The sequence below is a fragment of the Pseudomonas sp. B21-012 genome (assembly GCF_024749305.1).
Lineage (GTDB): Bacteria > Pseudomonadota > Gammaproteobacteria > Pseudomonadales > Pseudomonadaceae > Aquipseudomonas.
The window spans coordinates 3,357,769-3,382,029 of record NZ_CP087197.1 but is presented as its reverse complement, the minus strand read 5'-3'; the positions used below and the strand labels follow the sequence as shown (position 1 = coordinate 3,382,029).

At 64.4% G+C, this 24,261-nt stretch carries 14 protein-coding genes and 1 pseudogene; 12 read left to right on the top strand and 3 right to left on the bottom strand.

The window, feature by feature from the left end; all coding sequences use genetic code 11:
• Positions 1–48: 48 nt before the first annotated feature.
• From LOY37_RS15340 to LOY37_RS15285, 12 genes and pseudogenes are all read left to right on the top strand, one after another.
• Positions 49–3,816 carry a nitrate reductase subunit alpha gene (locus tag LOY37_RS15340; protein ID WP_258715160.1) on the top strand — a complete coding sequence of 1,256 codons (3,768 nt, stop codon included), beginning with the start codon at positions 49–51 and terminating at the stop codon, positions 3,814–3,816.
• Positions 3,817–3,827: 11 nt separating this feature from the next.
• Positions 3,828–5,366, top strand: coding sequence for a nitrate reductase subunit beta (gene narH, locus LOY37_RS15335; protein ID WP_258715159.1), 1,539 nt, complete (start codon positions 3,828–3,830; stop codon positions 5,364–5,366).
• A gap of 2 nt (positions 5,367–5,368) precedes the next feature.
• Complete coding sequence (gene narJ, locus LOY37_RS15330) at positions 5,369–6,124, top strand: nitrate reductase molybdenum cofactor assembly chaperone (RefSeq protein ID WP_045198015.1); 756 nt, start codon at positions 5,369–5,371, stop codon at positions 6,122–6,124.
• The gene (gene narI, locus LOY37_RS15325) at positions 6,117–6,797 is read left to right on the top strand and encodes a respiratory nitrate reductase subunit gamma (RefSeq protein WP_195884341.1); all 681 of its coding nucleotides are present in this window, start codon (positions 6,117–6,119) and stop codon (positions 6,795–6,797) included. Before narJ ends, narI begins: the two co-directional genes overlap by 8 nt.
• A 10-nt stretch (positions 6,798–6,807) precedes the next feature.
• The gene (locus LOY37_RS15320) at positions 6,808–7,632 is read left to right on the top strand and encodes a peptidylprolyl isomerase (protein WP_258715158.1); all 825 of its coding nucleotides are present in this window, start codon (positions 6,808–6,810) and stop codon (positions 7,630–7,632) included.
• A 10-nt stretch (positions 7,633–7,642) separates the two neighbouring features.
• On the top strand, positions 7,643–8,635 hold the full coding sequence (moaA, locus tag LOY37_RS15315) for a GTP 3',8-cyclase MoaA (RefSeq protein WP_258715157.1): 993 nt from the start codon (positions 7,643–7,645) through the stop codon (positions 8,633–8,635).
• Positions 8,636–8,793: 158 nt separating this feature from the next.
• Positions 8,794–11,007: pseudogene (locus LOY37_RS15310) on the top strand (ribonucleoside triphosphate reductase).
• Positions 11,004–11,699 (top strand): anaerobic ribonucleoside-triphosphate reductase activating protein, encoded by a 696-nt coding sequence (locus tag LOY37_RS15305; protein WP_258715156.1) that lies wholly within the window; start codon positions 11,004–11,006, stop codon positions 11,697–11,699. Before LOY37_RS15310 ends, LOY37_RS15305 begins: the two are co-directional and overlap by 4 nt.
• A gap of 12 nt (positions 11,700–11,711) precedes the next feature.
• Positions 11,712–13,331, top strand: a complete 1,620-nt coding sequence (locus LOY37_RS15300; protein ID WP_258715155.1) for a methyl-accepting chemotaxis protein — start codon at positions 11,712–11,714, stop codon at positions 13,329–13,331.
• 95 nt (positions 13,332–13,426) lie between these two features.
• Complete coding sequence (locus tag LOY37_RS15295) at positions 13,427–13,648, top strand: DUF3079 domain-containing protein (protein WP_258607037.1); 222 nt, start codon at positions 13,427–13,429, stop codon at positions 13,646–13,648.
• Between the two features lie 59 nt (positions 13,649–13,707).
• Positions 13,708–17,964, top strand: a complete 4,257-nt coding sequence (locus LOY37_RS15290) for an NEL-type E3 ubiquitin ligase domain-containing protein (RefSeq protein WP_258715154.1) — start codon at positions 13,708–13,710, stop codon at positions 17,962–17,964.
• On the top strand, positions 17,961–22,490 hold the full coding sequence (locus tag LOY37_RS15285; RefSeq protein WP_258715153.1) for an NEL-type E3 ubiquitin ligase domain-containing protein: 4,530 nt from the start codon (positions 17,961–17,963) through the stop codon (positions 22,488–22,490). The genes LOY37_RS15290 and LOY37_RS15285 overlap by 4 nt, the downstream gene beginning before the upstream one ends.
• Before the next feature lie 7 nt (positions 22,491–22,497).
• Here LOY37_RS15285 and LOY37_RS15280 read toward each other — a convergent pair whose 3' ends face one another.
• The 3 genes from LOY37_RS15280 to LOY37_RS15270 form a co-directional block, all read right to left on the bottom strand.
• Positions 22,498–22,746 carry a hypothetical protein gene (locus LOY37_RS15280; RefSeq protein WP_195884332.1) on the bottom strand — a complete coding sequence of 83 codons (249 nt, stop codon included), beginning with the start codon at positions 22,744–22,746 and terminating at the stop codon, positions 22,498–22,500.
• Positions 22,747–23,003: 257 nt separating this feature from the next.
• On the bottom strand, positions 23,004–23,525 hold the full coding sequence (gloA, locus tag LOY37_RS15275; RefSeq protein WP_093381899.1) for a lactoylglutathione lyase: 522 nt from the start codon (positions 23,523–23,525) through the stop codon (positions 23,004–23,006).
• 216 nt (positions 23,526–23,741) lie between these two features.
• Positions 23,742–24,101 carry a histone-like nucleoid-structuring protein, MvaT/MvaU family gene (locus LOY37_RS15270; protein ID WP_093381900.1) on the bottom strand — a complete coding sequence of 120 codons (360 nt, stop codon included), beginning with the start codon at positions 24,099–24,101 and terminating at the stop codon, positions 23,742–23,744.
• Positions 24,102–24,261: the final 160 nt, after the last annotated feature.

The following is a 24,261-nucleotide window of genomic DNA, read 5'->3' as shown; positions in this document are numbered from 1 at the left end:
CGGGCGGGGCGCAGAACCCCGCAGCCGCAAGCCTGAGAGGAAAGCACCATGAGTCATTTACTGGATCAACTGCGGTTCTTCAATCGCAAGCAGGGCGAGTTCGCCGACGGTCATGGCGAAACCCGCAAAGAGTCGCGCGACTGGGAGAACGTCTACCGTTCGCGCTGGCAGTACGACAAGATCGTGCGCTCCACCCACGGGGTCAACTGCACCGGCTCCTGCTCGTGGAAGATCTACGTGAAGAACGGCCTGATCACCTGGGAAACCCAGCAGACCGACTACCCGCGAACCCGCAACGACCTGCCCAACCACGAGCCGCGCGGCTGCCCGCGGGGTGCCAGCTACAGCTGGTACATCTACAGCGCCAACCGCCTGAAGTACCCGAAGATCCGCAAGCCGCTGCTCAAATTGTGGCGTGAGGCGCGCCAGAACCTGGCGCCCGTCGAAGCCTGGGCCAGCATCGTCGAGAACCAGGCCAAGGCCGACAGCTACAAGAGCAAGCGCGGCATGGGCGGCTTCATTCGTTCCAGCTGGGATGAAGTCACCGAGATCATCGCCGCCGCCAACGTCTACACCATCAAGCAATACGGCCCCGACCGGGTGGTGGGCTTCTCGCCGATCCCGGCGATGTCGATGGTCAGCTACGCCGCCGGTGCCCGCTACCTGTCGCTGCTGGGCGGCACCTGCCTGAGCTTCTACGACTGGTACTGCGACCTGCCGCCGGCCTCGCCGATGGTCTGGGGCGAGCAGACCGACGTGCCGGAATCGGCCGACTGGTACAACTCCAACTACATCATCGCCTGGGGCTCCAACGTTCCGCAGACCCGCACCCCCGACGCGCATTTTTTTACCGAGGTGCGCTACAAAGGCACCAAGACCGTGGCCATCACCCCCGACTATTCGGAAGTGGCCAAGCTCACCGACCTGTGGCTCAACCCCAAGCAGGGTACCGACGCCGCCCTGGCCCAGGCCTTCAACCATGTGATCTTCAAGGAATTTCACCTCGACCGGCCCAGCGCCTACTTTACCGAGTACGCCAAGCGCTACACCGACCTGCCGGTGCTGGTGCTGCTCAAGCCGATGCTCGGCACCGCGCCGGGCAACGGCTATCAGCCGGACCGCTTCCTGCGCGCCTCGGACCTGGCAAACAACCTTGGCCAGGACAACAACCCCGAGTGGAAAACCATTGCCCTGGACGCCGACGGCGAGCTGGTCTCGCCCCAGGGTTCGATTGGCTACCGCTGGGGCGAGCAGGGCAAGTGGAACATCCTTGCCCGTGAAGGCGGCGAAGGCCGCGAGATCGACCTGACCCTGAGCCTGATCGGTGGCGACGTCGCCGAAGTGGCCTTCCCGTACTTTGCCGGCGAGAGCCACGAGCACTTCCAGCATGTCGCCGGCGACGCCGTGCAGTACCGCCGCGTGCCGGTGCGCAGCCTGACCCTGGCCGACGGCAGCCAGGTCAAGGTGGCCACGGTGTTCGACCTGTCGGCGGCCAACCTTGCCATCGACCGTGGCCTGGGCGGCGCCAATGTGGCCCGCGACTACGACGACGCCAGCGTGCCCGGCACCCCGGCCTGGCAGGAGCAGATCACCGGCGTCAGCCGCGAGAAAGCCATCCAGATCGCCCGCGAGTTTGCCGACAACGCCGACAAGACCCGTGGCCGCTCGATGATTATCGTCGGCGCGGCGATGAACCACTGGTACCACATGGACATGAACTACCGCGGGCTGATCAACATGCTCATGCTCTGCGGTTGCGTCGGCCAGACCGGTGGCGGCTGGGCCCACTACGTCGGCCAGGAAAAACTGCGCCCGCAGTGTGGCTGGCTGCCGCTGGCCTTTGGCCTGGACTGGAGCCGGCCGCCACGGCAGATGAACGGCACCAGCTTCTTCTACGCCCACAGCTCGCAATGGCGTCATGAGAAGATGAGCATGCACGACGTGCTCTCGCCGCTGGCCGACAAGCGCGAGTTTCCCGAACACGCCCTGGACTACAACATCCGCGCCGAACGCGCCGGCTGGCTGCCCAGCGCGCCGCAGCTCAACACCAACCCGCTGCACATCTGCCGCGACGCCGCCGCAGCCGGCATGGCGCCCAAGGACTACGTGGTCAAGGGCCTGCACGAAGGCAGCCTGCGCTTTGCCTGCGAGCAGCCGGACAACCCGGTCAACTTCCCGCGCAACATGTTCATCTGGCGGTCCAACCTGCTTGGCTCCTCGGGCAAGGGCCACGAGTACATGCTCAAGTACCTGCTCGGCACCCGCAACGGGGTGATGAACGAAGACATCGGCCAGGTCGGCGACTGCAAGCCGCAAGAGGCCGAATGGGTCGACGACGGCGCCATCGGCAAGCTCGACCTGGTGACTACCCTGGATTTCCGCATGTCCTCGACCTGCGTGTATTCCGACATCGTCCTGCCGACCGCGACCTGGTACGAGAAGGACGACATGAACACCTCGGACATGCACCCGTTCATCCACCCGTTGTCGGCAGCCATTGACCCGGCCTGGGAATCGCGCTCGGACTGGGAGATCTACAAGGGCATCGCCAAGGCCTTCTCGGCCATGGCCCAAGGGCACCTGGGTATCGAGCAGGACCTGGTCACCGTGCCGCTGATGCATGACAGCGTCGGCGAGCTGGCCCAGCCGTTTGGCGGCAGCGACTGGAAAACCGCCGGCGTCGCCCCGCAGCCGGGCAAGAACGCACCGAACCTGCAGGTGGTCGAGCGCGACTATCCGAATATCTACAAGCAGTTCACCTCGCTCGGCCCGCTGCTGGAAAAACTCGGCAATGGCGGCAAGGGCATCAACTGGAACACCGATGAAGAAGTGAAGTTTCTCGGTGAGCTGAACTACCGCGAAGTCGAGGCGGGCATCAGCCAGGGCCGGCCGAAGATCGACACTGCCATCGACGCCGCCGAGGTGATTCTCTCGCTGGCCCCGGAAACCAATGGCCACGTGGCGGTCAAGGCCTGGGCGGCGCTGTCGCAATTCACCGGCATCGACCACAGCCACCTGGCGCTGTCCAAGGCCCACGAAGCGATCCGCTTTCGCGACATTCAGGCGCAGCCGCGCAAGATCATCTCCAGCCCGACCTGGTCGGGGCTCGAGGACGATCACGTCAGCTATAACGCCGGCTACACCAACGTCCACGAGAACATCCCGTGGCGGACCATCACCGGCCGCCAGCAGTTCTACCAGGATCACCCGTGGATGCAGGCGTTCGGCGAGCAGTTGATGAGCTACCGGCCACCGGTCAACACCCGCACCATCGCCGGGGTGAAAGACAAGCGCAGCAACGGCGAGACCGAGATCGTCCTGAACTGGATCACCCCGCACCAGAAGTGGGGCATCCACAGCACCTACAGCGACAACCTGCTGATGCTCACCCTGAGCCGTGGCGGGCCGATCGTCTGGCTCTCGGAGATTGATGCGAAGAAGGCCGGCATCGAGGACAACGACTGGATCGAGTGCTTCAACGCCAACGGCGCGCTGACTGCGCGGGCGGTGGTCAGCCAACGGGTCAAGGAGGGCATGGTGATGATGTACCACGCCCAGGAGCGGATCGTGAACGTGCCCGGCGCCGAGACCACCAAGACCCGCGGCGGCCACCACAACTCGGTCACCCGCGTGGTGCTCAAGCCGACCCACATGATCGGCGGCTACGCGCAACAGGCCTATGGCTTCAACTATTACGGCACGGTCGGCTGCAACCGCGACGAATTCGTCGTGGTGCGCAAGATGGCCAAGGTCGACTGGCTCGACGGCTCGCGCGGCGATGAGCTGCCCCGTCCGCTGCCGACCGAGATGGAATAAGGAGCACTGTCATGAAGATCCGTTCACAAATCGGCATGGTCCTCAACCTGGACAAATGCATCGGCTGCCACACCTGTTCGATCACCTGCAAGAACGTCTGGACCAGCCGCGAAGGCATGGAATACGCCTGGTTCAACAACGTTGAATCCAAGCCCGGGGTCGGCTACCCGAAAGAGTGGGAAAACCAGGACAAGTGGAAGGGCGGCTGGCAGCGCAACGCCAACGGCTCGATCAACCCGCGCATCGGCGGCAAGTTCCGGGTGCTGGCGAACATCTTCGCCAACCCCGATCTGCCGAGCCTGGACGACTACTACGAGCCGTTCGACTTCGACTACCAGCACCTGCACACCGCGCCCCTGGGCGAGCACCAGCCGACCGCGCGGCCGCGCTCGGTGGTGTCCGGCAAGCGCATGGAAAAGATCGAGTGGGGGCCGAACTGGGAAGAAATCCTTGGCACCGAGTTCGCCAAGCGGCGCAAGGACAAGAACTTCGACCAGATCCAGGCCGACATCTACGGTGAATACGAAAACACCTTCATGATGTACCTGCCGCGCCTGTGCGAGCACTGCCTCAATCCTGCGTGCGCGGCGTCCTGCCCGAGCGGGGCGATCTACAAGCGCGAAGAGGACGGCATCGTCCTCATCGACCAGGAAAAATGCCGCGGCTGGCGCATGTGCATCAGCGGCTGCCCGTACAAGAAGATCTACTTCAACTGGAAGAGCGGCAAGTCGGAAAAATGCATCTTCTGCTACCCGCGCATCGAAGCCGGCATGCCTACCGTGTGCGCCGAAACCTGCGTCGGGCGCATCCGCTACCTCGGCGTGCTGCTGTATGACGCCGAGCGCATTGCCGAGGTGGCCAGCACCGCCAACGAGCACGACCTGTACGAGAAGCAGCTGGAGATCTTCCTTGACCCCAACGACCCGGCGGTGATCCGCCAGGCCCTGGAGGACGGCGTACCGCAGTCGGTGATCGATGCCGCGCAACGCTCGCCGGTGTACAAGATGGCCGTCGACTGGCAGCTGGCGCTGCCGCTGCACCCGGAATACCGCACCTTGCCGATGGTCTGGTACGTGCCGCCGCTGTCGCCGATCCAGAACGCCGCAGCTGCCGGCACCGTGGGCATGAACGGGGTAATCCCGGACGTCGACAGCCTGCGTATCCCATTGCGCTACCTGGCCAACCTGCTCACCGCCGGAGACGAAAAGCCGGTCAAACGCGCCCTCAAACGGCTGCTGGCCATGCGCGCTTACAAGCGCGCCGAGCAGGTCGAGGGCGTGCAGGACCTCAAGGTGCTGGAGGACGTCGGCTTGAGCGTCAACCAGGTCGAGAAGATGTACCGCTACCTGGCCATCGCCAACTACGAAGACCGCTACGTGGTGCCCAGCGCCCACCGCGAAGAGGCCATGAGCGATGCCTTCGCCGAGCGTTCCGGTTGTGGCTTCAGCTTCGGCAGCGGCTGCAGCGGCAGCTCCGACACCAACCTGTTCGGGGCGAAGAAGGCCAACCGCCGCGACATCCTCAAAACCGTACAGCTGTGGGAGGAATGAGCATGCGCATCCTGAAAGTGATTTCGCTGCTGCTCGATTACCCGAACGAAGCCCTGGTGGCCGGCCGCGACGAGCTGGAGCAGGCGATCATCCAGGCGCGGGAAATCAGCCCGCGCCAGCGCGGCGCGCTGTTCGAGCTGCTGGAGCTGATCTGCAACAACGACCTGATGGATGGCCAGGAGCATTACGGCGCGTTGTTTGGCCGTGGCCGTTCGTTGTCGCTGCTGTTGTTCGAGCATGTGCATGGCGAGTCCCGCGACCGCGGCCAGGCCATGGTCGACATGCTCGCCCAGTACCAAGCGGCGGGCTTTGCCATCGGCGTCAAGGAGCTGCCGGACTACATCCCGCTGTACCTGGAATACCTCTCGACCCGCGAAGACCTCGAGGCCCGCGAGGGCCTGGCCGATGTCGCGCACCTGCTGGCGCTGCTTGCTGCACGCCTGGAGGAGCGTGAGAGCGCCTACGCGAGTTGCTTCCGGGCGTTGCTGCAGATTGCCGGCGCCGAGCCGCACCAGGCGGTGGCTGATTTGCGCGAGCAAGTCGCCGCCGAGCAACGCGATGATTCTCTCGAAGCCCTGGACAAGATCTGGGAAGAGGAGGCGGTGGACTTTCTCAAGGCCGAGCAGCAGGAGCGTTGCAGCTCACTGCCAAGCGCGCCGGGCAAGGCCCGGGAAGAAAGCGCGGTACCGCTGCACTGGGTCGATTTTCAGCATCAAGGCCAGGCTGCTGCGCCGGCCGGGGAGGTGGGTAATGTCTAAGTGGAACCTATTGATGTTCGGGGTCTATCCCTATGTCGCCCTGGCGATCTGCTTGCTCGGCAGTTGGGCACGGTTTGACCTTTCGCAGTACAGCTGGAAGGCCGGCTCCAGCCAGATGCTCGACAAGCGCGGCATGCGCGTGGCGAGCAACCTGTTCCATGTCGGCGTGCTGTTCGTGTTGGCCGGGCACTTCGTCGGCCTGCTGACCCCGGCGTCGGTCTATCACCATGTGCTTAGCACCGAGCACAAGCAGCTGCTGGCGATGGTCTCTGGTGGTTTCTTCGGCCTGCTGTGCCTGATCGGCCTGATCATGCTGCTGCACCGGCGCCTGACCGAGCCACGGGTGCGGGCGACTTCCAGCACCTCGGACATTCTCATCTTGCTGGTATTGCTCGCGCAACTGGTACTCGGCCTGCTGACCATCGTCGCCTCCACCGGCCATATGGACGGCTCGGTGATGGTCATGCTCGCCGACTGGGCGCAGAACACCGTGCTGCTGCGCCCGGTGGATGCGGCGGCGGCAATCGCCCCGGTGAGCCTGGTGTACAAGCTGCACGTGCTGCTGGGCCTGACCCTGTTCGTGCTGTTCCCCTTCACCCGCCTGGTGCACATCGTCAGCGCGCCGGTGTGGTACCTGGGCCGGCGCTATCAAATTGTCCGGCAGAAAGCCTGAGGAGGTCGCCATGACGCACGCAAGCGAAGCGCACCTGATTGCCAGCAGTGAACAGCAGTGGCCGGTTATCAGCGTCAATGACGTGGTCATCAGCCAGCAGGCCCTGGCCCAGGAGCTGCAATACCACCCGGCCAACGATCGTGAAGAGGCCGTGTACATGGCCGCCCGCGCCCTGGTGATCCGCGAGCTGATGCAGCAGCGCATCGCCGAACTGGGGCTGGCGCTGCAGGTGGGCGCCGGCGAGAACCCGGAGGAAGCGGCCACGCGGTTGCTGCTGGAGCGCGAAGTGCAGGTGCCCAGCTGTGACGAGGCCACCTGCCTGCGCTACTACCACAGCAACCGCGGGCGCTTTCACAGCGCGCCGCTGCTCGCGGTGCGGCACATCCTGCTCGAATGCGCGCCGGACGATGCCGAGGCGCGCAGCCTGGCCCTGGTGCAGGCCGAGATCCTGCATGAGCGGCTGCAGCAGTTCCCCGAGCAGTTCGCCGAGCTTGCGCAAAAGTACTCGGCCTGCCCGTCGAAGGCCCAGGGGGGTGAGCTGGGGCAGATCAGCAAGGGCCAGACCGTGCCGGAGCTTGAGCGCCAGCTGTTCACCCTGGCGCCGGGCCTCGCGCTCAAGCCGCTGGAAAGCCGCTACGGCTGGCACCTGGTCAGTGTCGACCAGCGCATCGAAGGCCAGGCCTTGCCTTACGAGGCAGTGGCCACGGCGATCCGCACCCAGTTGCAGCAGGGCGTGTGGCAAAAGGCCCTGGTGCAGTACCTGCAAACCCTGATCGGCGCCGCCGATATTCGTGGCATCCGCCTGCAGGGCGCCGATTCACCGCTGGTGCAATAAGGGGACGCTGATGAGCACTGTGATGCAGGACGGCTTCGGGCGGCAGATCGATTACCTGCGCATGTCAGTGACCGATCGTTGTGATTTTCGCTGTGTGTACTGCATGGCCAAACACATGACCTTCTTGCCGCGCCAGCAGGTGCTGACCCTCGAAGAGTTGCGGCGCCTGGCCACGCTGTTCGTCGGCCAGGGCGTGGGCAAGATCCGCCTGACCGGCGGCGAGCCGCTGATTCGCCCGGGTATCGTCGAGCTGTGCCGTGACATTGCCGCCTTGCCCGGCCTGCGTGAACTGGTGATGACCAGCAATGGCTCGCAGCTGCAGCGCCTGGCCCGGCCGCTGGTAGAGGCCGGGGTCAAGCGCATCAACATCAGCCTCGACAGCCTCGATGGCCAGCGCTTTCGGGCAATTACCCGCACGGGCGATCTGGATCAGGTGCTGCGCGGCATCGAGGCGGCGCGCGAGGCCGGTTTCGAAGGCATCAAGCTCAATTGCGTGGTGATGAAGGGGCGCAACTTCGATGAGGTGTTGGCGCTGCTGCAGTACGCCATCGACCAGCGCATCGACATCACCTTCATCGAGGAAATGCCCTTGGGCGAGGTCGGCCGTGCGCGCGCTGAGTCGTTTTGCGCCAGCGACGAGGTACGGGCGCTGATTGCCAACCGCCACGCCTTGCTCGACAGCGCCGAGCACAGCGGCGGGCCGGCGCGCTATGTGCGCCTGGCCCGGCACCCGGCAACGCGCATCGGTTTTATCTCGCCCAACAGCCACAACTTCTGCGCCAGCTGCAACCGGGTGCGGATGACTGTGGAAGGGCGCTTGCTGCTGTGCCTGGGGCAAGAGGATTCGCTGGATCTGCGCGGCTTGTTGCGGCGCTATCCGCTGGATGACCAACCGATCATCAGCGCTCTGCAACAGGCGTTGCGCCGCAAGCCGTTGCGCCATGATTTCAACCCGCAGGGGGAGGTGCAGATCTTGCGGTTCATGAACATGAGCGGCGGGTGAGGGTGGCTGTTCTGGCCTTATCGCGGGTCAAGCCCGCTCCTACAGGATCTTGCCAGTCTTGATATCGATCAATTTCTTTCACCCGCTTTACCCGTAGCCTGCACTGCATATTGTGTTTCCAAATTAATAAACGTCTATATGTAGTGTCAGGAGGGCAAATGCACAGCACGCTGATCAGGGTAGGGCACAACCGGTTGCACAAGCGCGATGGCAGCCTGGTGGCCTTTGACGCCGACAAGATCCGCCAGGCGTTGATCGCCGCCGGCAAGGCCACTGGCGAATATGCCGAAGCCGAGGCAGACGGTTTGCTTGAAGCAGTCCTTGCCCACCTTGAGGGCTACTCCAAGCTGCACGTCGAGCAGATCCAGGACCGGGTCGAACGGGTGCTGATGGACGCCGGGCACTTCCTTTCGCTGCGTGCCTTTATCGTCTATCGCGAACAGCACGGACGCCTGCGCCGTGACCGCAAGACCCTGGTCGAAGTCGCCACCTCGATGAACGAATACCTCAACCGCGAAGACTGGCGGGTGCAGGCCAACGCCAACCAGGGTTATTCCCTGGGCGGCCTGGTGCTCAACGTCTCCGGCAAGGTCACTGCCAACTACTGGCTCGACGAGGTCTACAGCGAAGCCATCGGCCGCGCCCATCGCGAGGCCGACCTGCATATCCACGACCTCGACATGCTCGCCGGCTACTGCGCCGGCTGGTCGCTGCGCAGTTTGCTGCACGAGGGCCTCAATGGCGTACCCGGGCGGGTCGAGGCCGGCCCGCCCAAACACTTGAGCAGCGCCCTGGGGCAGATGGTCAACTTTCTCGGCACCCTGCAGAACGAGTGGGCCGGGGCCCAGGCCTTCAGCTCCTTCGACACTTACCTGGCGCCCTACGTGCGCAAGGACCGGCTGAGTTATGAAGAGGTGCGCCAGGCCCTCCAGGAGTTCATCTACAACCTCAATGTGCCGTCGCGCTGGGGCACGCAAACGCCGTTTACCAACCTGACCTTCGACTGGGTCTGCCCGCAGGACCTGCGCGAGCAGATCCCGGTGATCGGCGGCGAAGAAATGCCCTTTGCCTACGGCGAGCTGCAAGCGGAGATGGACCTGCTCAACCGTGCCTACATCGAAGTGATGCAGGCCGGCGACGCCAAGGGCCGGGTGTTCACTTTCCCGATCCCGACCTACAACATCACCCACGACTTTCCCTGGGACAGCGACAACGCCGAGCGCCTGTTCGCCATGACCGCGCGCTATGGCCTGCCGTACTTCCAGAACTTCCTCAACTCGGACATGCAGCCCAACCAGGTGCGCTCGATGTGCTGTCGCCTGCAACTGGATGTGCGCGAACTGCTCAAACGTGGCGGCGGCCTGTTCGGCTCGGCCGAGCAGACCGGCTCGCTGGGGGTGGTGACCATCAACTGCGCGCGCCTGGGCTACCTGTACAAGGGCGACATCAGCGGCCTGTTGCAGCGCCTGGATGCGCTGATGGAACTGGCCATGGAGAGCCTGGAGGTCAAGCGCAAGGTGATCCAGCATCACATGGATGCCGGGCTCTATCCGTACACCAAGCGCTACCTGGGCACCCTGCGCAATCACTTCTCGACCATCGGCGTCAACGGCCTGCATGAGATGCTGCGCAACTTCAGCGACGAGCAGATGGGCCTGCACACCGCCCAGGGCCGGCGCTTCGCCCTGAACCTGCTGGACCATGTGCGCGCCACCCTGGTGCGCTTTCAGGAAGAAACCGGCCACCTGTACAACCTCGAAGCCACCCCGGCCGAGGGCACCACCTACCGCTTCGCCAAGGAAGACCTCAAGCGCTTCCCCGACATCCTCCAGGCCGGCTGCAGCCAGGCGCCGTACTACACCAACTCCTCGCAACTGCCGGTGGGCTATACCGACGATCCGTTCGAGGCCCTGGAACTGCAGGACGAGCTGCAATGCAAGTACACCGGCGGCACCGTGCTGCACCTGTACATGGCCGAGCGGATCTCCTCGGCCCAGGCCTGCAAGCAACTGGTGCGCAGGGCCCTGGAGCGCTTCCGGCTGCCGTACCTGACCATTACCCCGACGTTCTCCATTTGCCCGGTGCATGGCTACCTGGATGGCGAACACGAGTTCTGCCCCAAGTGCGACGAAGCGCTGCTGCTGGCCCAGCAGCAGGGCAGCGTGCATTGACCCGTTTTACCCTCAACAGCAAGGAGCTTCATCATGACTGCACAGCAAACCCTGCCGACGGCGCAACGCCAGCGGTGCGAAGTCTGGACCCGGGTCATGGGTTATCACCGCCCGGTGTCGGCGTTCAACCCCGGCAAACAGTCCGAGCACCACGAGCGGCTGCACTTCAATGAGGGCGCGGCAACGGCCGGGCATCCATGAGCCGAGCGCTGCGGGTCGGGGGCATGGTGCCCCTGACCACCCTCGATTACCCCGGCAAGCTCGCCTGTGTGCTGTTCTGCCAGGGCTGCGCCTGGCGCTGCCGTTACTGCCACAACCCGCAACTGATCCCGCCCCGGGGCAGCGATGAGCTGCCCTGGGCGCAGGTGCTGGCGTTTTTGCAGCGCCGCCGCGGCCTGCTCGATGCCGTGGTGTTCAGCGGCGGTGAGGCAACCTTGCAGGACAGCCTGCCAGAGGCCATGGCCCAGGTGCGGGCCATGGGTTTTGCCATCGGCCTGCACAGTGCCGGGATCAAGCCCGAGGCGTTTGCCCGGGCATTGCCTGGGGCCGACTGGGTCGGCTTTGACGTCAAGGCGCTGGCCGAAGATTGCCAGTTGGTTACCGGCGTGCGCGGCAGTGGCCAGGCCAACTGGCGCAGTCTTGAATACCTGCTGGCCAGCGGCGTCGACTACGAATGCCGCACCACGGTGCACTGGCACCTGATCGATCCACCGCGACTCCTCACCCTGGCCCGGCGCTTGAATGCGCTTGGGGTCCAACGCTTCGTCGTGCAGCGGGTACGCACGGCACGCATGCTCGACCCGCAGCTGCCCGGTGCTTCGGCACACAGATTGCTACCCGAGCTGTGGGACACCCTCCACACGCTGTTTCCCGCGTTTGAAGTACGCGACTAGTAAGGCTTTGAAATGACCAGATTGACCACAGCACAACGTATCCTCATTGGTTTTGCCATCGCGCCCCTGGCGCTTCTGGGCCTGGCCTTTTATGCATTGCATGACCTGGCCACGCTCAAAGAGCAGGCGGTGGTGATCGTCAAACAGGACTGGCCGAAGATCGAACCGATCATGGTCATCGCCACCGGGGTTCGCGACAACGCACGCAACACCCGCGACCTGTTGCTCGACAAGGACAACCTGCAGGTGCAGCAGGCCATCGACACCACCAAGCAGCGCATCAGCCAGGCCCTGGCAACGCTTGAGCCGCTGTTCTACCTGCCCGAGGGCAAGGCCGCCTACGCTGCGCTGAAAGCCAGCCGCGAAACCTATGTCGCGGCGTTTACCCAGGTACAGACACTGATCCGCCAGGGTAATGCGCAGGCGGCAATGACCCAGCTCAAGCAAAACGTGGTACCCGCCGAGCACGAGGTATACCAGCACCTGGAAAGCCTGATGGCCTTGCAGGGGCAGATCTTCGTCGAGCGCGAACAGGCCGCCCAGGCCCTGTACAACGACGCGCGGCTGAACATGCTCGGCCTGGTCGTGCTGTGCCTGCTGGCGGTGATCGCCGCTGCGCTGCTGGTGACCCGCAGCGTCACCCGGCCGCTGGGCGGCGAGCCGGATGCCGCCGCACGGGTGCTCAGCCGGATCGCCGAGGGCGACCTGACCATCGCCGTGCCGACCCATGGCAGTGCCGACGGCAGCGTGATGCTCAACATGCAGCAGATGCAGCAGAGCCTGAACAGCATGGTCAAGCACATCGCAGCTTCGGTGGAGCGGGTCGCCAGTTCTTCCGAGGAACTCAGCGCGGTCAGCAGCCAGACCAGCAGCAGCCTGCAGCTGCAGGGCCTGGAAATCGAACAGGCGGCAGCCGCAGTCAACGAGATGACCGCCGCGGTGGACGAAGTGGCGCGCAACGCGGTGAGCACCAGCGAAGCCTCGAAGGTCTCCGAACAAACCGCCCAGCGTGGCCGTGAGCAAGTGCGCGAGACGGTCGCCTCGATCAGCACCCTGGCCGACGGCGTCAGCGATACCTCCGCGCGCATTCAGCAACTGGCCGGGCGTGTGCAGGACATCAGCACGGTGCTGGATGTGATCCGCAGTATCGCCGAGCAGACCAACCTGCTGGCGCTCAACGCCGCCATCGAAGCGGCCCGCGCCGGCGATGCCGGGCGTGGCTTTGCCGTGGTTGCCGACGAGGTGCGGGCCCTGGCCCATCGTACCCAGGTGTCGACCCAGGAGATCGAGCAGATGATCGGCAACATCCGGCAGGACACCAGCGAAGCGGTGAGCGCCATGCTCAGCAGCAGCGAGTTGGTGCACACCACCCTGGATGTGGCCCAGCGTGCCGGCGAAGCGCTGGAGGCGATCACCCGGTCGATTTCGCAGATCAACGAGCGCAACCTGATGATCGCCAGCGCCACCGAAGAACAGGCCCTGGTGGCCCGTGAGGTGGACCGCAACCTGGTGGGTATTCGCAACCTCTCCGAACAGGTGCTGCTGGGGGCGCAACACACCGACAGCGCCGGCCAGGACCTGGCGCAGATGGCCGGCAGCCTGAGCCAGACCGTGGCGCGCTTCAAGGTTTGATACCAGTCTGGATCAGCGCCCTTGATCTGTATCAAGGGCAAACCCGGCACTGGGCGCTAGCGTGAACGCTCGCCCATTGCCGCCTGAGGCACTTCATGGCCAAGCCCTTTCCTGTCAGCCCCAAGCACCCCGAGCGTATCTGCTGGGGCTGTGACCGCTACTGCGCGGCCAACGCCCTGGCCTGCGGCAACGGCGCCGACCGCACCATGCACCCGGCAGAAATGTTCGGTGACGACTGGAACGAGGAAGTTGACTACGGGCTGGCGTCGCCGGCCGGCAACGAAGGCGCAGCGCAGCGGGCCACACTACTTAAATAGCACCCGCGCAGACCATGCCCAGGGTCTGCTGCTGACTTTTCCAACACCAGGAAGTCAGCATGAACGACCACGACGATGCCTCGATCGACAGCTTTATCGCCCAGCGCCTGCCAGGCTGGTTACGGGATGCGCCTTTGGCCGCGGTGCAAGCCTTGCAGCAGAGCATGGGCGACAGTCAACGCGCCCAGGTGCCGATGCAGGCACTGCTGGACTCGCTGCAGTCTCCTGAAGATTTTGCCGCGCCACTGTTGAGCGCAGCACTGAGTGCTCGCTTTGCCCAGCGGGTAAATGTGCGCACCTGGCGCTTGCGTCTGGTGCGGCGCATCCTCGAGGGCCTGCCGCAAGCGTCTCTGCCGCCGGTTTTTCGCGTGCAGACCACTTACCAGAGCCTGTTGCATGCCGCGCTGCACAATTTTGCGGCTGAAGAAACGGTGGAGGGTAGCCATGACGAACTGACCGCGATCATCGACGAAAAGGGCGTAGTGCAGCCGCTGTCGGTGGCAGCGTTCGCCAGCCTGTGCCGGGAACTGGACCTGGGTGGCCAGTACCAGGCTCACCTCAAGGCGCTGCTAAGCCCTGCTGGCGAGGTGGCCAGGCAGGTAAGCAAGACCCTGGAGCAGGCCAGCCGCAGCGGCCTGGCCGTCGCCCTCAACCAGGCCTGGATCAAGGGCGACCTCGACGCCGCCAGCCATGACTGTCTGTTGCGCGTCCTGGCGCTCAGGCCGCTGGTGCCCAATGCCGCCTTGAGCAGTTTTCCCCACCACCTCAATCTGCTGGGCAAGCGTCTGGTCGGGGTGGTGGCGTTTGAGATGCGCGAGAAACTGTTCGATCCCAATGGTTATTCCGATGTTCTGGGGGTGGTCTTGTATGTGCCGGATGATCCGCTGTACCCGGTCAAACACTACAACTCGTGGAGTGCGGCGTATTCGGCGCTTGCCACACGCTTTGCGCAAGCAGGGTACGGGAAGTTCTTTCAACGCTTTGTCAGCGAACGCGATCGTGCGACATTCGTGATCACCCTGACGCGGCTGCTCAGGCAAGCCACGGCGGGCTCGGCAATCGAGCTCGATGGTCGACAGTTCTCCTTTACCGGGCCGCTGCTGGCCACGCTGGCAGGCGCACGGATCAGCAAGATCGAGGACGACGCCCGGGTGCTGGCGGTGCCAACCGATGATGAAGACCGCGCCAACCGCAACGTCAGGTTGCAGGAGTACCTGGACGCCGGGTTGACCCTGGCGAACCTGGCGGCGTTTTTTGTTCCGGGGCTTGGGGAAGTGATGCTCGGTGTCGCCATCGGACAGATGCTCGGCGAGGTCTATCACGGTTATGAAGACTGGCAGCAGGGTGATCGAGAGGGGGCCTTGAACCACTTGCTCGGGGTGGCGGAGAACCTGGCGGCCAACGCCTTGCTGGTGGCCGGTGGCACGGCGTTGGTCAAGGCCGTGAAGCGTTCGGGCTTTGTCGATGGCCTGGTGCCGGTAACGCTAGCTGACCAGCACCAGCGCTTGTGGAGTCCCGACTGGCAATCGTACCGGGCCAATGCGTTCGAGCATCGCCTGGAGCTTCTCGGTACCACGGGCTGGCGCCCGGCCTGGGACAGCCCGCAGCACTGGCAGGATAGCCGGTTGATGCTCAGGCGTTACGGCGGGCAATGGGCCCGGGCATCCGACGCGCAACTGGACCGGGTACTGGCAATTACCGGCACCGAGGAGGCGCAGGTCAGGCACTGGCAGGTGCAGGGCGCGGCGGTGCCGGCGACGCTGGTCGATGCGCTGGAGCGCGTGCAGCTCGACCACCAGCTCGCCTCGATGCTCAGCAGCCTGACCGTGGGTAACGTCGGCCAGCCGGTACCCTTGCTATTACGGGCGCTGACCGCTATTGAGGGCTGGCCCGCACAAGTGCTGTTGCAGCTTGGTGATGAGCGTTTCGGCCAGCAGGCGCTCGAGCAATCGCGCACCATTGAACTGACCGGTGTGCCTTCGGCCAGTGGCGATTGGCTGAGTCAGGTTCTGCAGGCACTGGATGAAACCGAAAAGAGCACGCTGCTGAGCGATGACGCAGAGGGCCTGAGCGAGCGCCAGCAATTGATCGCGCGTCTGTCCAGTCACCTTGAACAGCAACGACCGGATGCCTTTGACTACCTCTATGCCCGTAGGCGGACAAACCCCGGCGCCGGGGCGCAGATCCTCCAGCGCAACTTTCCCGGGCTGCCGCTGGTGGTTGCCGAAGAGATCTGCAGCCACGCCCGGGCCGATCACCTGCAGAGCCTGCTGGACACCTCGAAAGTGCCCTTGGCGATGCTGGAAGAGGCTCGCCTGTTGATGCGCGAAGTGCGCATCAACCGCGCCCTGGAAGCTGTCCACCTGCAGAGCCCGGGCCGGGTCAGCAGCGCTACGCTGGCGGCCCTGAGCGGGGCGCGACGCGAGGAGGTGGCTGGCATTATCGGCCTGAGCGAGCCGGGGCAGTGGTTTCACCCGCCGCAGCGCCTGGCCGACGGGCGTATTGGTTACCCCTTGAGCGGGCGTGGGGTGGGCGGGCGGCAGGCAGTCAATCGCGCCGTGCGTGAGTTGTACCCCACGTTCAGCGACGCCGAGATTGGCGAATTCCTCGCCGAGTTGCGGGTGTCTGGCCGCGAGTTGTGGAGCGGCTTGCAGGCACTGCATCAGGAGCTGGCAACCCTCAATGAAACCCTCTACAGCTGGCAAGCGGCAGACCCGATCCGCGGCGCTGCCCGCGAACGGGTCGCCGCGCGCTTGCGTCGCTGCTGGCGCCGGCAGACGGCGCGGGTGCGCAATCGCGGCGCCGACTATCGCCTGCTGCTCGAGCACGAGCCGATAGGTGCATTGCCGCAGCTTCCCGAGAGCATCAGCTTTGCTCATGTGGCGGAGATTACCCTCAATGACTTGCAGATCACCGAGTTGCCGCCAGGCTTTCTCCAGCGCTTTAGCGCATTGCGCTGGCTGGATGTGGTGCACGGTGATCTCGCCCGAGTGCCTGAAGGCATTGACGGGCTGAATCATCTGACCTGGCTGAACCTCAGTCACAACCGGATTGCCTGGACCCCGGCCGACAATCAACTGCTGGCATCGCTGGGCCGCCTGGAGGTGCTCGACCTGGATCACAATCCGCTGGCGTCCCCGCCGGATGTGACCGCGCTGTCGCGCTTGCGCTTGTTGCGCCTGCGCAGTACCGCCATCACCACGGTCCCGGCCGGCTTGCTCAGCCGCCCGGCGCTGGAGAGCGCCGACCTGCGCGAAAACCCCATTGTGGTGTTGCAGGAGGGCCTATTCAACGCCCCGCGGCGCATCCTCGAACGCATCAACTTCCACGACAACCCGCTCAACGCCGAGAGCCGCGAACGCTTGCTGGCGTTCGAACGCGCCGGTTTGTTGCCGGCGGTCGCCGGCTTCAGTCATGCGCGCTTCGACAACCTGCAGGAGGAGTGGCTGACGGGATCGCAAGACGAGGTGCGCGTGCAGCGCGCCCGGCAATGGCAGGCACTGCAGGGGGAGGAAGGCTCCGCCGACCTGTTTCGCCTGTTGGGTGACCTGCGTGAGACGGCCGACTTCAGGCGTCGGCGCCAAGACCTCACGCGCCGTGTCTGGGAGGTGCTTGAGGGTTGTTATGACGATACCGGCTTGCGCAACGAACTGTTCGCCCTGGCCGGCGCACCGCGAAGCTGCTCGGACAGCGTCGCCCTGAACTTCAGCGCCCTGGAGGTGCGCGCCCATGAACTCACCGCGACCCGTGGCCTTACCGGAGCCAGTCGCCAGCAACCGTTGCTGAACCTGGCCCGTTCGCTGTTTCGCCTGGATGAAGTGGACCGCCTGAGCGCCGAGGAAATCCAGCTGCGTCGCGCGATGGGCATGGCCCCGGACGAAATCGAAGTCCTGCTGGCTTTTCGCACCGGGCTTGCCGACGAACTGGAACTGGTCGGGCAGCCACGGAGCATGGCTTACCGTTTTGTCGCCGGCGTCGATCGGCATGCCTTGAACACCATGCGCGACCAGGTCCGTATGGCCGAGCGCACGCCACGCCTGGCGGCATCGGTGGCGGCACGGGGATTCTGGGTCCGCTTTATCGAAGCGCATCAACAGGCGGCGTTCGATGCGCTCGACCAGCCGTTCTTCCAGCAACTGGAATCGCTGCAGGCGATGCAGGCCGAACTCACCGACCAGCAGTACCTGCAGCGCAGCAATGACATCGGTGCGGCCCGGGAAGCGGCGCGTGGCGAACTGGTCCTGCAGTTGACCACCCTTGCCCTTGGGCAACACCCCGCGGCCAGCGCCGGCGCCTTCAGCGAGGAGGGGCGATGAACACGCCAGGCCCGCAGGCGCAGGTGCCAGTGAACGACAGCCAGGTCCATGACTACCTGCCTCAATGGCTGCTGCAGGCGCCGGCCGAGCGCCTGCTGGCCCTGAGCCGCGCAATGCAGTTGAGCCAGCAGCAACGTACCCGGGTTGCTGGCGTACTGTCGAACATTCAACCACTCGATAGTTTCGCCCGCACCTTGCTGCGGCAACAATTGCGCAGGCAGACCGGCGTGGACCTTGACGTCGAGCACAACCAACTGGTCCACACCCGGCACCTGAGCCGGACCTCGACCTTGCTGTCGCTGCCGCGCCAGGGTTCAACCGCAGTGGTCTCCAGCCACAGCCTGTTACAGGCGGCGCTACAGAACTTCAGCGCGGCCGAGGCGGCCAATGGCGGGCTTGCGGGCAAGGCCCGGCTGCAGTTCGTGCGACCGCTGGCAACCTTGGCGCAATTGACTCCCGAATCCTTCGCCGGCTTGTGCCGCACACTCGACCTGGGGGGCCGCTACCAGCTGCATCTGGATCAGGTGCTGACGGACGAGCTCACGCAAATGCTGCGGCGCAGCCACTACCACGACCTGGAAGTCGCCGCGTTGCTCGCGGTACTCAGTGGCGCGCTCGATGAGTACGGCTTCACGGCACTCCTGCAGCATATTCATGCAGATTTTCTGCAGCCGGGCGATGACCCGGTCATCCGCCCCCTGCAGGTGCGTTTGGGTGGGGTGAGGCTCAGTGGCTTGGTGGTCTTCGAGCTATTGCCGGAGTCGGCCTTCAATACATCGCCGGGCGTGGTGCGCCTTGGCCAACTGAACTGGCTATTGTACATCCCCGGTGACCCACAACGTCCGTTGGTTCAGTTCAGTGCCCGCGAAGATATGCTGGGTGAGCTGGGAGCGCGCTTGAAATCGCCCGGCTACGCGCGCTGGTTCACGCGCTTCGTGCCCCAGGCCGAGCAACTGGCATTTGCCGCGAGCCTGGGTGAGCTGCGCCAGCGCGCTGCGCCGGGAGCGCCGCTGGCAATAAGCATGGGCTTGTCGGCCTTCGCCGGGCCGTTGTTCAGTACCCTTGCCAGCCAACAGCTGGCGAAGAGCCGCAACGATGCGCGCACCTTGGCCGTGCCTACCGATGACGAAGATGAAAAACAGCGGGTGGAACGCCTGCATGCCTACGAGAACGCCGGCCTGTTGTTGCTCAATGTTGCCGGTTTGTTTGTGCCGGTACTGGGTGCGGCAATGCTCGGCGTGGCTGCAGCGCAGTTGGCCTCGCAGTTGTTCGAAGGCTTTGAGGACTGGCTGCAGGGCGACAGCGACAAGGCCCTCGAACACCTGAGCGACGTGGTCGAGAACCTGGCGTTGTTTGCGGCCGCTGGCGCCGGCGTGCACCTGGTGAGCAAGGCGCTGCGCCACGCAGCCTTCATCGAGGCGCTGGTACCGGTCAGTAGCCGGCAAGGCCAGGCGCGTTTGTGGAAGCCCGACCTGGCGGGTTACCAGGCCCGGATCGAACCAGGTACGGCTGATGCCCAAGGGTTCATTGGCGGCGCCCCGGGCCCTTATCTCACCCTGGACGACCGGGTTTACGCGGTGGAGCACGACAGCGCGCTGGGGCAATGGCGCATCGTCCATCCCGAGGGGGGCGAACGCTATTCGCCGGTCCTGCAGGGCAATGCTCGGGGAGGGTGGCGCCATAGCGGGGAGAACCCGCTGCAGTGGCAAGACACGCGGTTCATGCTCAAGCGCCTGCTACCTGAGCTGGCAACGCTGGCGGAGCCTGCGCAAGAACAGATTCTGACCATAAGCGGCCTTGATGGCGGGCAGTTACGCCGCTTGCACCTGGACAACCTGGCGGCTCCAGGCCTGCTGTGCGACTGCCTGTTGCGCTGGCGTCTGGATCAGGACATCGAGCGTTTTATCGAACAGCTTGCGGTAGGGGCTCCACTGGACACCACAGAGGCGCAGATGCGTGACTACCTGGTGTCGCGCCTGCCCGCTGACACTACCGCCAGCCCTGCGCCCGGGGTGCTGGCCCGGCAAGCAAGGATGCTGCGCCAGGCGTTGTTCAGCCATTGCTATGGCCTGCGTACGCGCCTGGCAGGCATCGCCGGGTCCGTAGTCCAGGTGGATTTTCCCGAGCTGCCCAGCAGCCTCGTCGGTGATTTGCTCGAGGCGGCCAGTGACGCTGAGCTGGAACGCCTGGTGGAGCAATGGCGGGTGCCTCTGGCGATGGCCAACCGCATACGGGCGCCGTTGCACGATGTACGGATCAGCCGCGCCGTCGAAGGGCTGTTCCTGCAATCGGTGCGCAGCCGCGACAGCGACAGATTGATCCTGGCCTTGCTTGGGCAACTGCCTGGCTGGCCGCAGGCGCTAACTATCGAGGTGTTCGAAGGCAGCTTGTCAGGGCCCAGACTCGTCCCGGCCGCGGCAGCGACCGGCAGCCGTCGCGTACAGATCGTCAGGCTGGAGTCGGGATACCAGCTGTATCGCCAGGCGGGGGAGCACGCGGGCGAGTTTTACCTTGATCTGTCCAGTGCCTTGAGCAACGCGCTGTCTGCCTCGGAACAGGCGGCGCTGGACACGCCGCTGCGCAGCCGCCTTGGCGAGCTGATGCACCTGCACCGCGGCAAGGTTGGGCAGTGGCTGCAACCGACGCCCAGGCAACGCCCCTGGTTCAATCCGCCACAGCGCTTGGCCGATGGGCGTATCGGCTATCCCTTGAGTGGTCGCGGCCTGTTCGGTGGGCGCCGCGCGGCCCAGGTGCGGGATATCCGCCAGCTGTACCCGGGGCTCTCGGATACCGACGCCGATGCCTTTGTCGACGCACTGCAGCGCAATGGTGTCGACGTCGCGGCGCGTATCACAGCCTATCAGCGTGAATACCAGCTGCTCGACGGCACCTTGCGGGCCTGGAGCCAATCAGTAGCCGTCGATGAAGCGGGCCAGGCCCTGCGCCGCAGCCGTCAGCAGGCGGCGCTGCTGATCCGCCGTGCCTGGCGCAAGCTGTCGCCCAAACGTTGGTCCAACCACAGCGTCATCGGCTACAGCTTGAGCCTCGAAGGGCTGTACACCGGCGACTTGCCTGGCTGGCCGGCCGAGGTCAATTTTGACCATGTGGTCGATCTACAGTTGCACAACATGGGCCTGGGCGACGCCTCGGCGGCTTTCCTGCTGCCCTTCAAGCGCTTGCGCGAGTTGAACCTGGGCAACAACGCCCTGACCCGTTTGCCCGACGCCCTGAGTGCTATGCCGGCGCTGGCGCGCTTGTTGGCGCCGGGTAACCACATCGAACTCGACCAGCAGGCGGCCCGGCAACTGGCCGGGCTGTCGCAACTGCGCATCCTCAACCTCAATGACAATCCTGTGGGGCCCTTGCTGGACCTTGAACGTTTGTCGCGCCTGGAGGAGGTGCAACTGCGCAACACCGGGCTGCAAGCCTGGCCGCACGGGCTGTTGAACCGCTATCACGGCTACCGCCTGGACCTGCGCAACAACCAGATCGACAGCCTGCCGCAAGCGGTACTCGACGCCCCGGGCTGGATCAACCGCGGGCTGGCGCTGCATGACAACCCGCTGTCGCAGGCAACCCTTGAACAGCTTGAGCAGTACCAGCAGCGCACCGGTATTCGCCTGGCCAGCCGCCGTAGTCATCAGTCGTCAGTGAGCAAGGCGCGGCGCCTGTGGCTGCAAGCGGCGCCGGCCGGCGACAGCGCCCAGGCGCTGACTACCTGGCAGGCATTGGCCGACGAGCCGCAGGCGACAGGTTTGTTCCAGCTGCTGGCCGACCTCAGCGCGACTGCCGAGTTTCAGCGCACGCCTGCTGACCTGGGGGGGCGAGTATGGGCTTTGCTCGATGCCGCCAGCAAAGCGCCCGAACTGCGCGAGTCGCTGTTCGAGCTTGCGGCCTCACCAATCACCTGCGGTGACAGCGTCACCCTCAATTTTGCCACCCTGGAAATCCGCGCGTCGGTGTACATCGCCTCGCACCTGGCGACCGACCAGCCTCTGGCACAGCGGCTATTGAGCCTGGGGCGGCGGCTGTTTCGCCAGGAGCAACTGGACCTGCTGGTTGCCGAGCAGGCGCAGGCGCCAACAAACGCGGCGGCAGTTGTCGATGTCGTCGAGCTGAACCTGGCCTACCGCATTGCCCTGGGCGAGGCCCTGGACTTGCCGAGCAAGCCACAGAGCATGTTGTTCCCGGCCCTGGCGCCGCTGGATGAGGGCGAGATCGCCAGCGTCCGCCAGCGCATCGAGGGCCTTGAACAGACGCAGGCGCTGCAGCGCTTCATCGGTAGCCGGGACTTCTGGCTCGACTACCTCAAGGAGCAACACAAGGCGCAGTTCGACACCCTCGACCTGCCTTATCGCAACCAGCTGGAGGCGATCATGGACAGCCAGGGCGAGCTGCGCGATGACGATTATCTTCAGCGCATGCGGGCATTGGCCAGTGCCCGCGAGCACGCCGAAGCGAACCTGGCGTTGCGTTTGACCGAGGAGGCGTGGGCCGCCTTCGTGGCCCAGGCGGCCGAACCGTGAAGGTGCCTCAGAACAACTGCTGGCGCCTGTCCAGTTGCTGATCGACCAGCCACTTGCCGTGGGCCAGCGCCGCATGCTGGGCGTTTTCCAGGTCGGCCAGGTAGGCCATCTTCACCGGCAATGACAAGCGCCGGCTGGTGTGGCCTTCGGGATCGGTGATCAGGCAGCCGGCGTTATAGGGCGTGGGGATGCCGGGGTGGGTTTCGACGCTGGCGGTGATGGTGTGGTTGCGATGCTCGCATTGAAGGGTTTTCATCGTCCTTACCTCGCTGCTGTGGTATCGAAAGCGCCTCAGTCAGGGTGCTTTTTCGGGTATACCACAGCAGCGGCGCGGTTGGATCCGGGCCGACGAACGTCAGCTTCAGCGAAACGCTGGCAGCACTTCGTTGATGGGGCGTGATCCTCGGAAGCTAGACCGTAATACGTGATTTGCAGGTGTAATAGTTGGCTGCGAGCGCTGGCAAGTCCGGCTCCCACAGCTCTGGCGCACACCGTGGGAACCGGCGAGAAGGATCAGAACTCGGTCGGCTGGATGATCTCAACCCAGTAGTCATCCGGGTCCTTGATGAATGCCAGGTGCTTCATGCGGCCGTCGCTCAGGCGCTTCTGGAAGGTGACGCCCAGTTGCTCGAAACGCTCGCAGGCGGCGCGGATGTCCGGCACCGAGATGCAGATATGACCGAAGCCACGCGGGTCGGTGTTGCCGTTGTGGTAGGCAAACCCGGCGTCGTTTTCGGTGCCGTGGTTGTGGGTCAGCTCGAGAATGCCCGGGATCGATTTCATCCACTCGGTGCGCTGGGCAGCATCGGCCGGGATCTGTGCCTTGTCGACCAGGGCGAGGAAGTACAGGCTGAACTCGGCCTCGGGGAAGTCGCGCTTCTCGACCAGGCTGAAGCCCAGCACGCGGGTGTAGAAGTCCAGGGACTTGGCAACGTCCTTGACCCGCAGCATGGTGTGGTTGAAAACGAATTTGTGGGTCGCGGCATCCGGTTGCGCGGTGACACCAGGGAGGGTGTCGAGATGGTTCAGGCTCATGGGCTCTCCGCATTTGAGGCTGGCAACAGCGCTGCCAGCAAAACAGTCAGGGCGTCATGATACGGAACTGAAGCGATTGCGCAAACGATTTGCGCCCCGCCTTTGTGGGGCGGGGCGCAGGAATTAGAAGCCCGCCGAAGCGGGCGTATGGGGCGCTAGTCCGTTAGCAGTCTTCATCCTGAGCCAGTCGATGTGAAAAAAGTGTGAAGGGTTTTTTCACCTGCGCAACCAGCTGTCGACAGTCTTGGCCCCGTACTGCTCCTTCCAGGCCTTAAGGCCGCGGTGGTTGCCACCCTTGGTTTCGATCAACTCGCCGGTGTGCGGGTTTTCATAAACCTTTACCACCCGCGCACGGCGTTGTTTCGGTGCACTGGGCGGGGCTTTGTGGGTAGCCTTCGGGTCGAGGATCGCGACAATATCGCGCAGGCCCTTGTCGTAGTGTTTCATCAGGTCGACAAGTTTCTTCTCGAACTCGATTTCACGCTTCAGGCCGGCGTCCTTTTTCAGCGCCTCCAATTGCGCCATTTGTTCCTGAAGGGCCTTTTCGGCGGCGCGGAACTCTGCAAGTCTGGACACTGTCATCACTCCTTTAAGTCTGCAGTGGCCCGGCATGCGTGTAGATAGCAACATTCTGTATAACGCAGCCGCCACCGGGTTGGGCACAACATCGCACTAATAAAGAGTGTAGTAGTCGTCGCGCAGTGGGTAAACATTAAACTTTTATATTGTGTGTTAT

What these genes read in the sequence shown, in the direction of transcription:
- LOY37_RS15320 (WP_258715158.1), top strand. Translation starts at nt 6,808, where the DNA reads ATGACGCACGCAAGCGAAGCGCACCTGATTGCCAGCAGTGAACAGCAG.
- LOY37_RS15305 (WP_258715156.1), top strand. Translation starts at nt 11,004, where the DNA reads ATGAGCCGAGCGCTGCGGGTCGGGGGCATGGTGCCCCTGACCACCCTC.
- LOY37_RS15290 (WP_258715154.1), top strand. Translation starts at nt 13,708, where the DNA reads ATGAACGACCACGACGATGCCTCGATCGACAGCTTTATCGCCCAGCGC.
- LOY37_RS15295 (WP_258607037.1), top strand. Translation starts at nt 13,427, where the DNA reads ATGGCCAAGCCCTTTCCTGTCAGCCCCAAGCACCCCGAGCGTATCTGC.
- moaA (WP_258715157.1), top strand. Translation starts at nt 7,643, where the DNA reads ATGAGCACTGTGATGCAGGACGGCTTCGGGCGGCAGATCGATTACCTG.
- gloA (WP_093381899.1), bottom strand. Translation starts at nt 23,525, where the DNA reads ATGAGCCTGAACCATCTCGACACCCTCCCTGGTGTCACCGCGCAACCG.
- LOY37_RS15285 (WP_258715153.1), top strand. Translation starts at nt 17,961, where the DNA reads ATGAACACGCCAGGCCCGCAGGCGCAGGTGCCAGTGAACGACAGCCAG.
- narI (WP_195884341.1), top strand. Translation starts at nt 6,117, where the DNA reads ATGTCTAAGTGGAACCTATTGATGTTCGGGGTCTATCCCTATGTCGCC.
- narJ (WP_045198015.1), top strand. Translation starts at nt 5,369, where the DNA reads ATGCGCATCCTGAAAGTGATTTCGCTGCTGCTCGATTACCCGAACGAA.
- LOY37_RS15340 (WP_258715160.1), top strand. Translation starts at nt 49, where the DNA reads ATGAGTCATTTACTGGATCAACTGCGGTTCTTCAATCGCAAGCAGGGC.
- LOY37_RS15280 (WP_195884332.1), bottom strand. Translation starts at nt 22,746, where the DNA reads ATGAAAACCCTTCAATGCGAGCATCGCAACCACACCATCACCGCCAGC.
- narH (WP_258715159.1), top strand. Translation starts at nt 3,828, where the DNA reads ATGAAGATCCGTTCACAAATCGGCATGGTCCTCAACCTGGACAAATGC.
- LOY37_RS15300 (WP_258715155.1), top strand. Translation starts at nt 11,712, where the DNA reads ATGACCAGATTGACCACAGCACAACGTATCCTCATTGGTTTTGCCATC.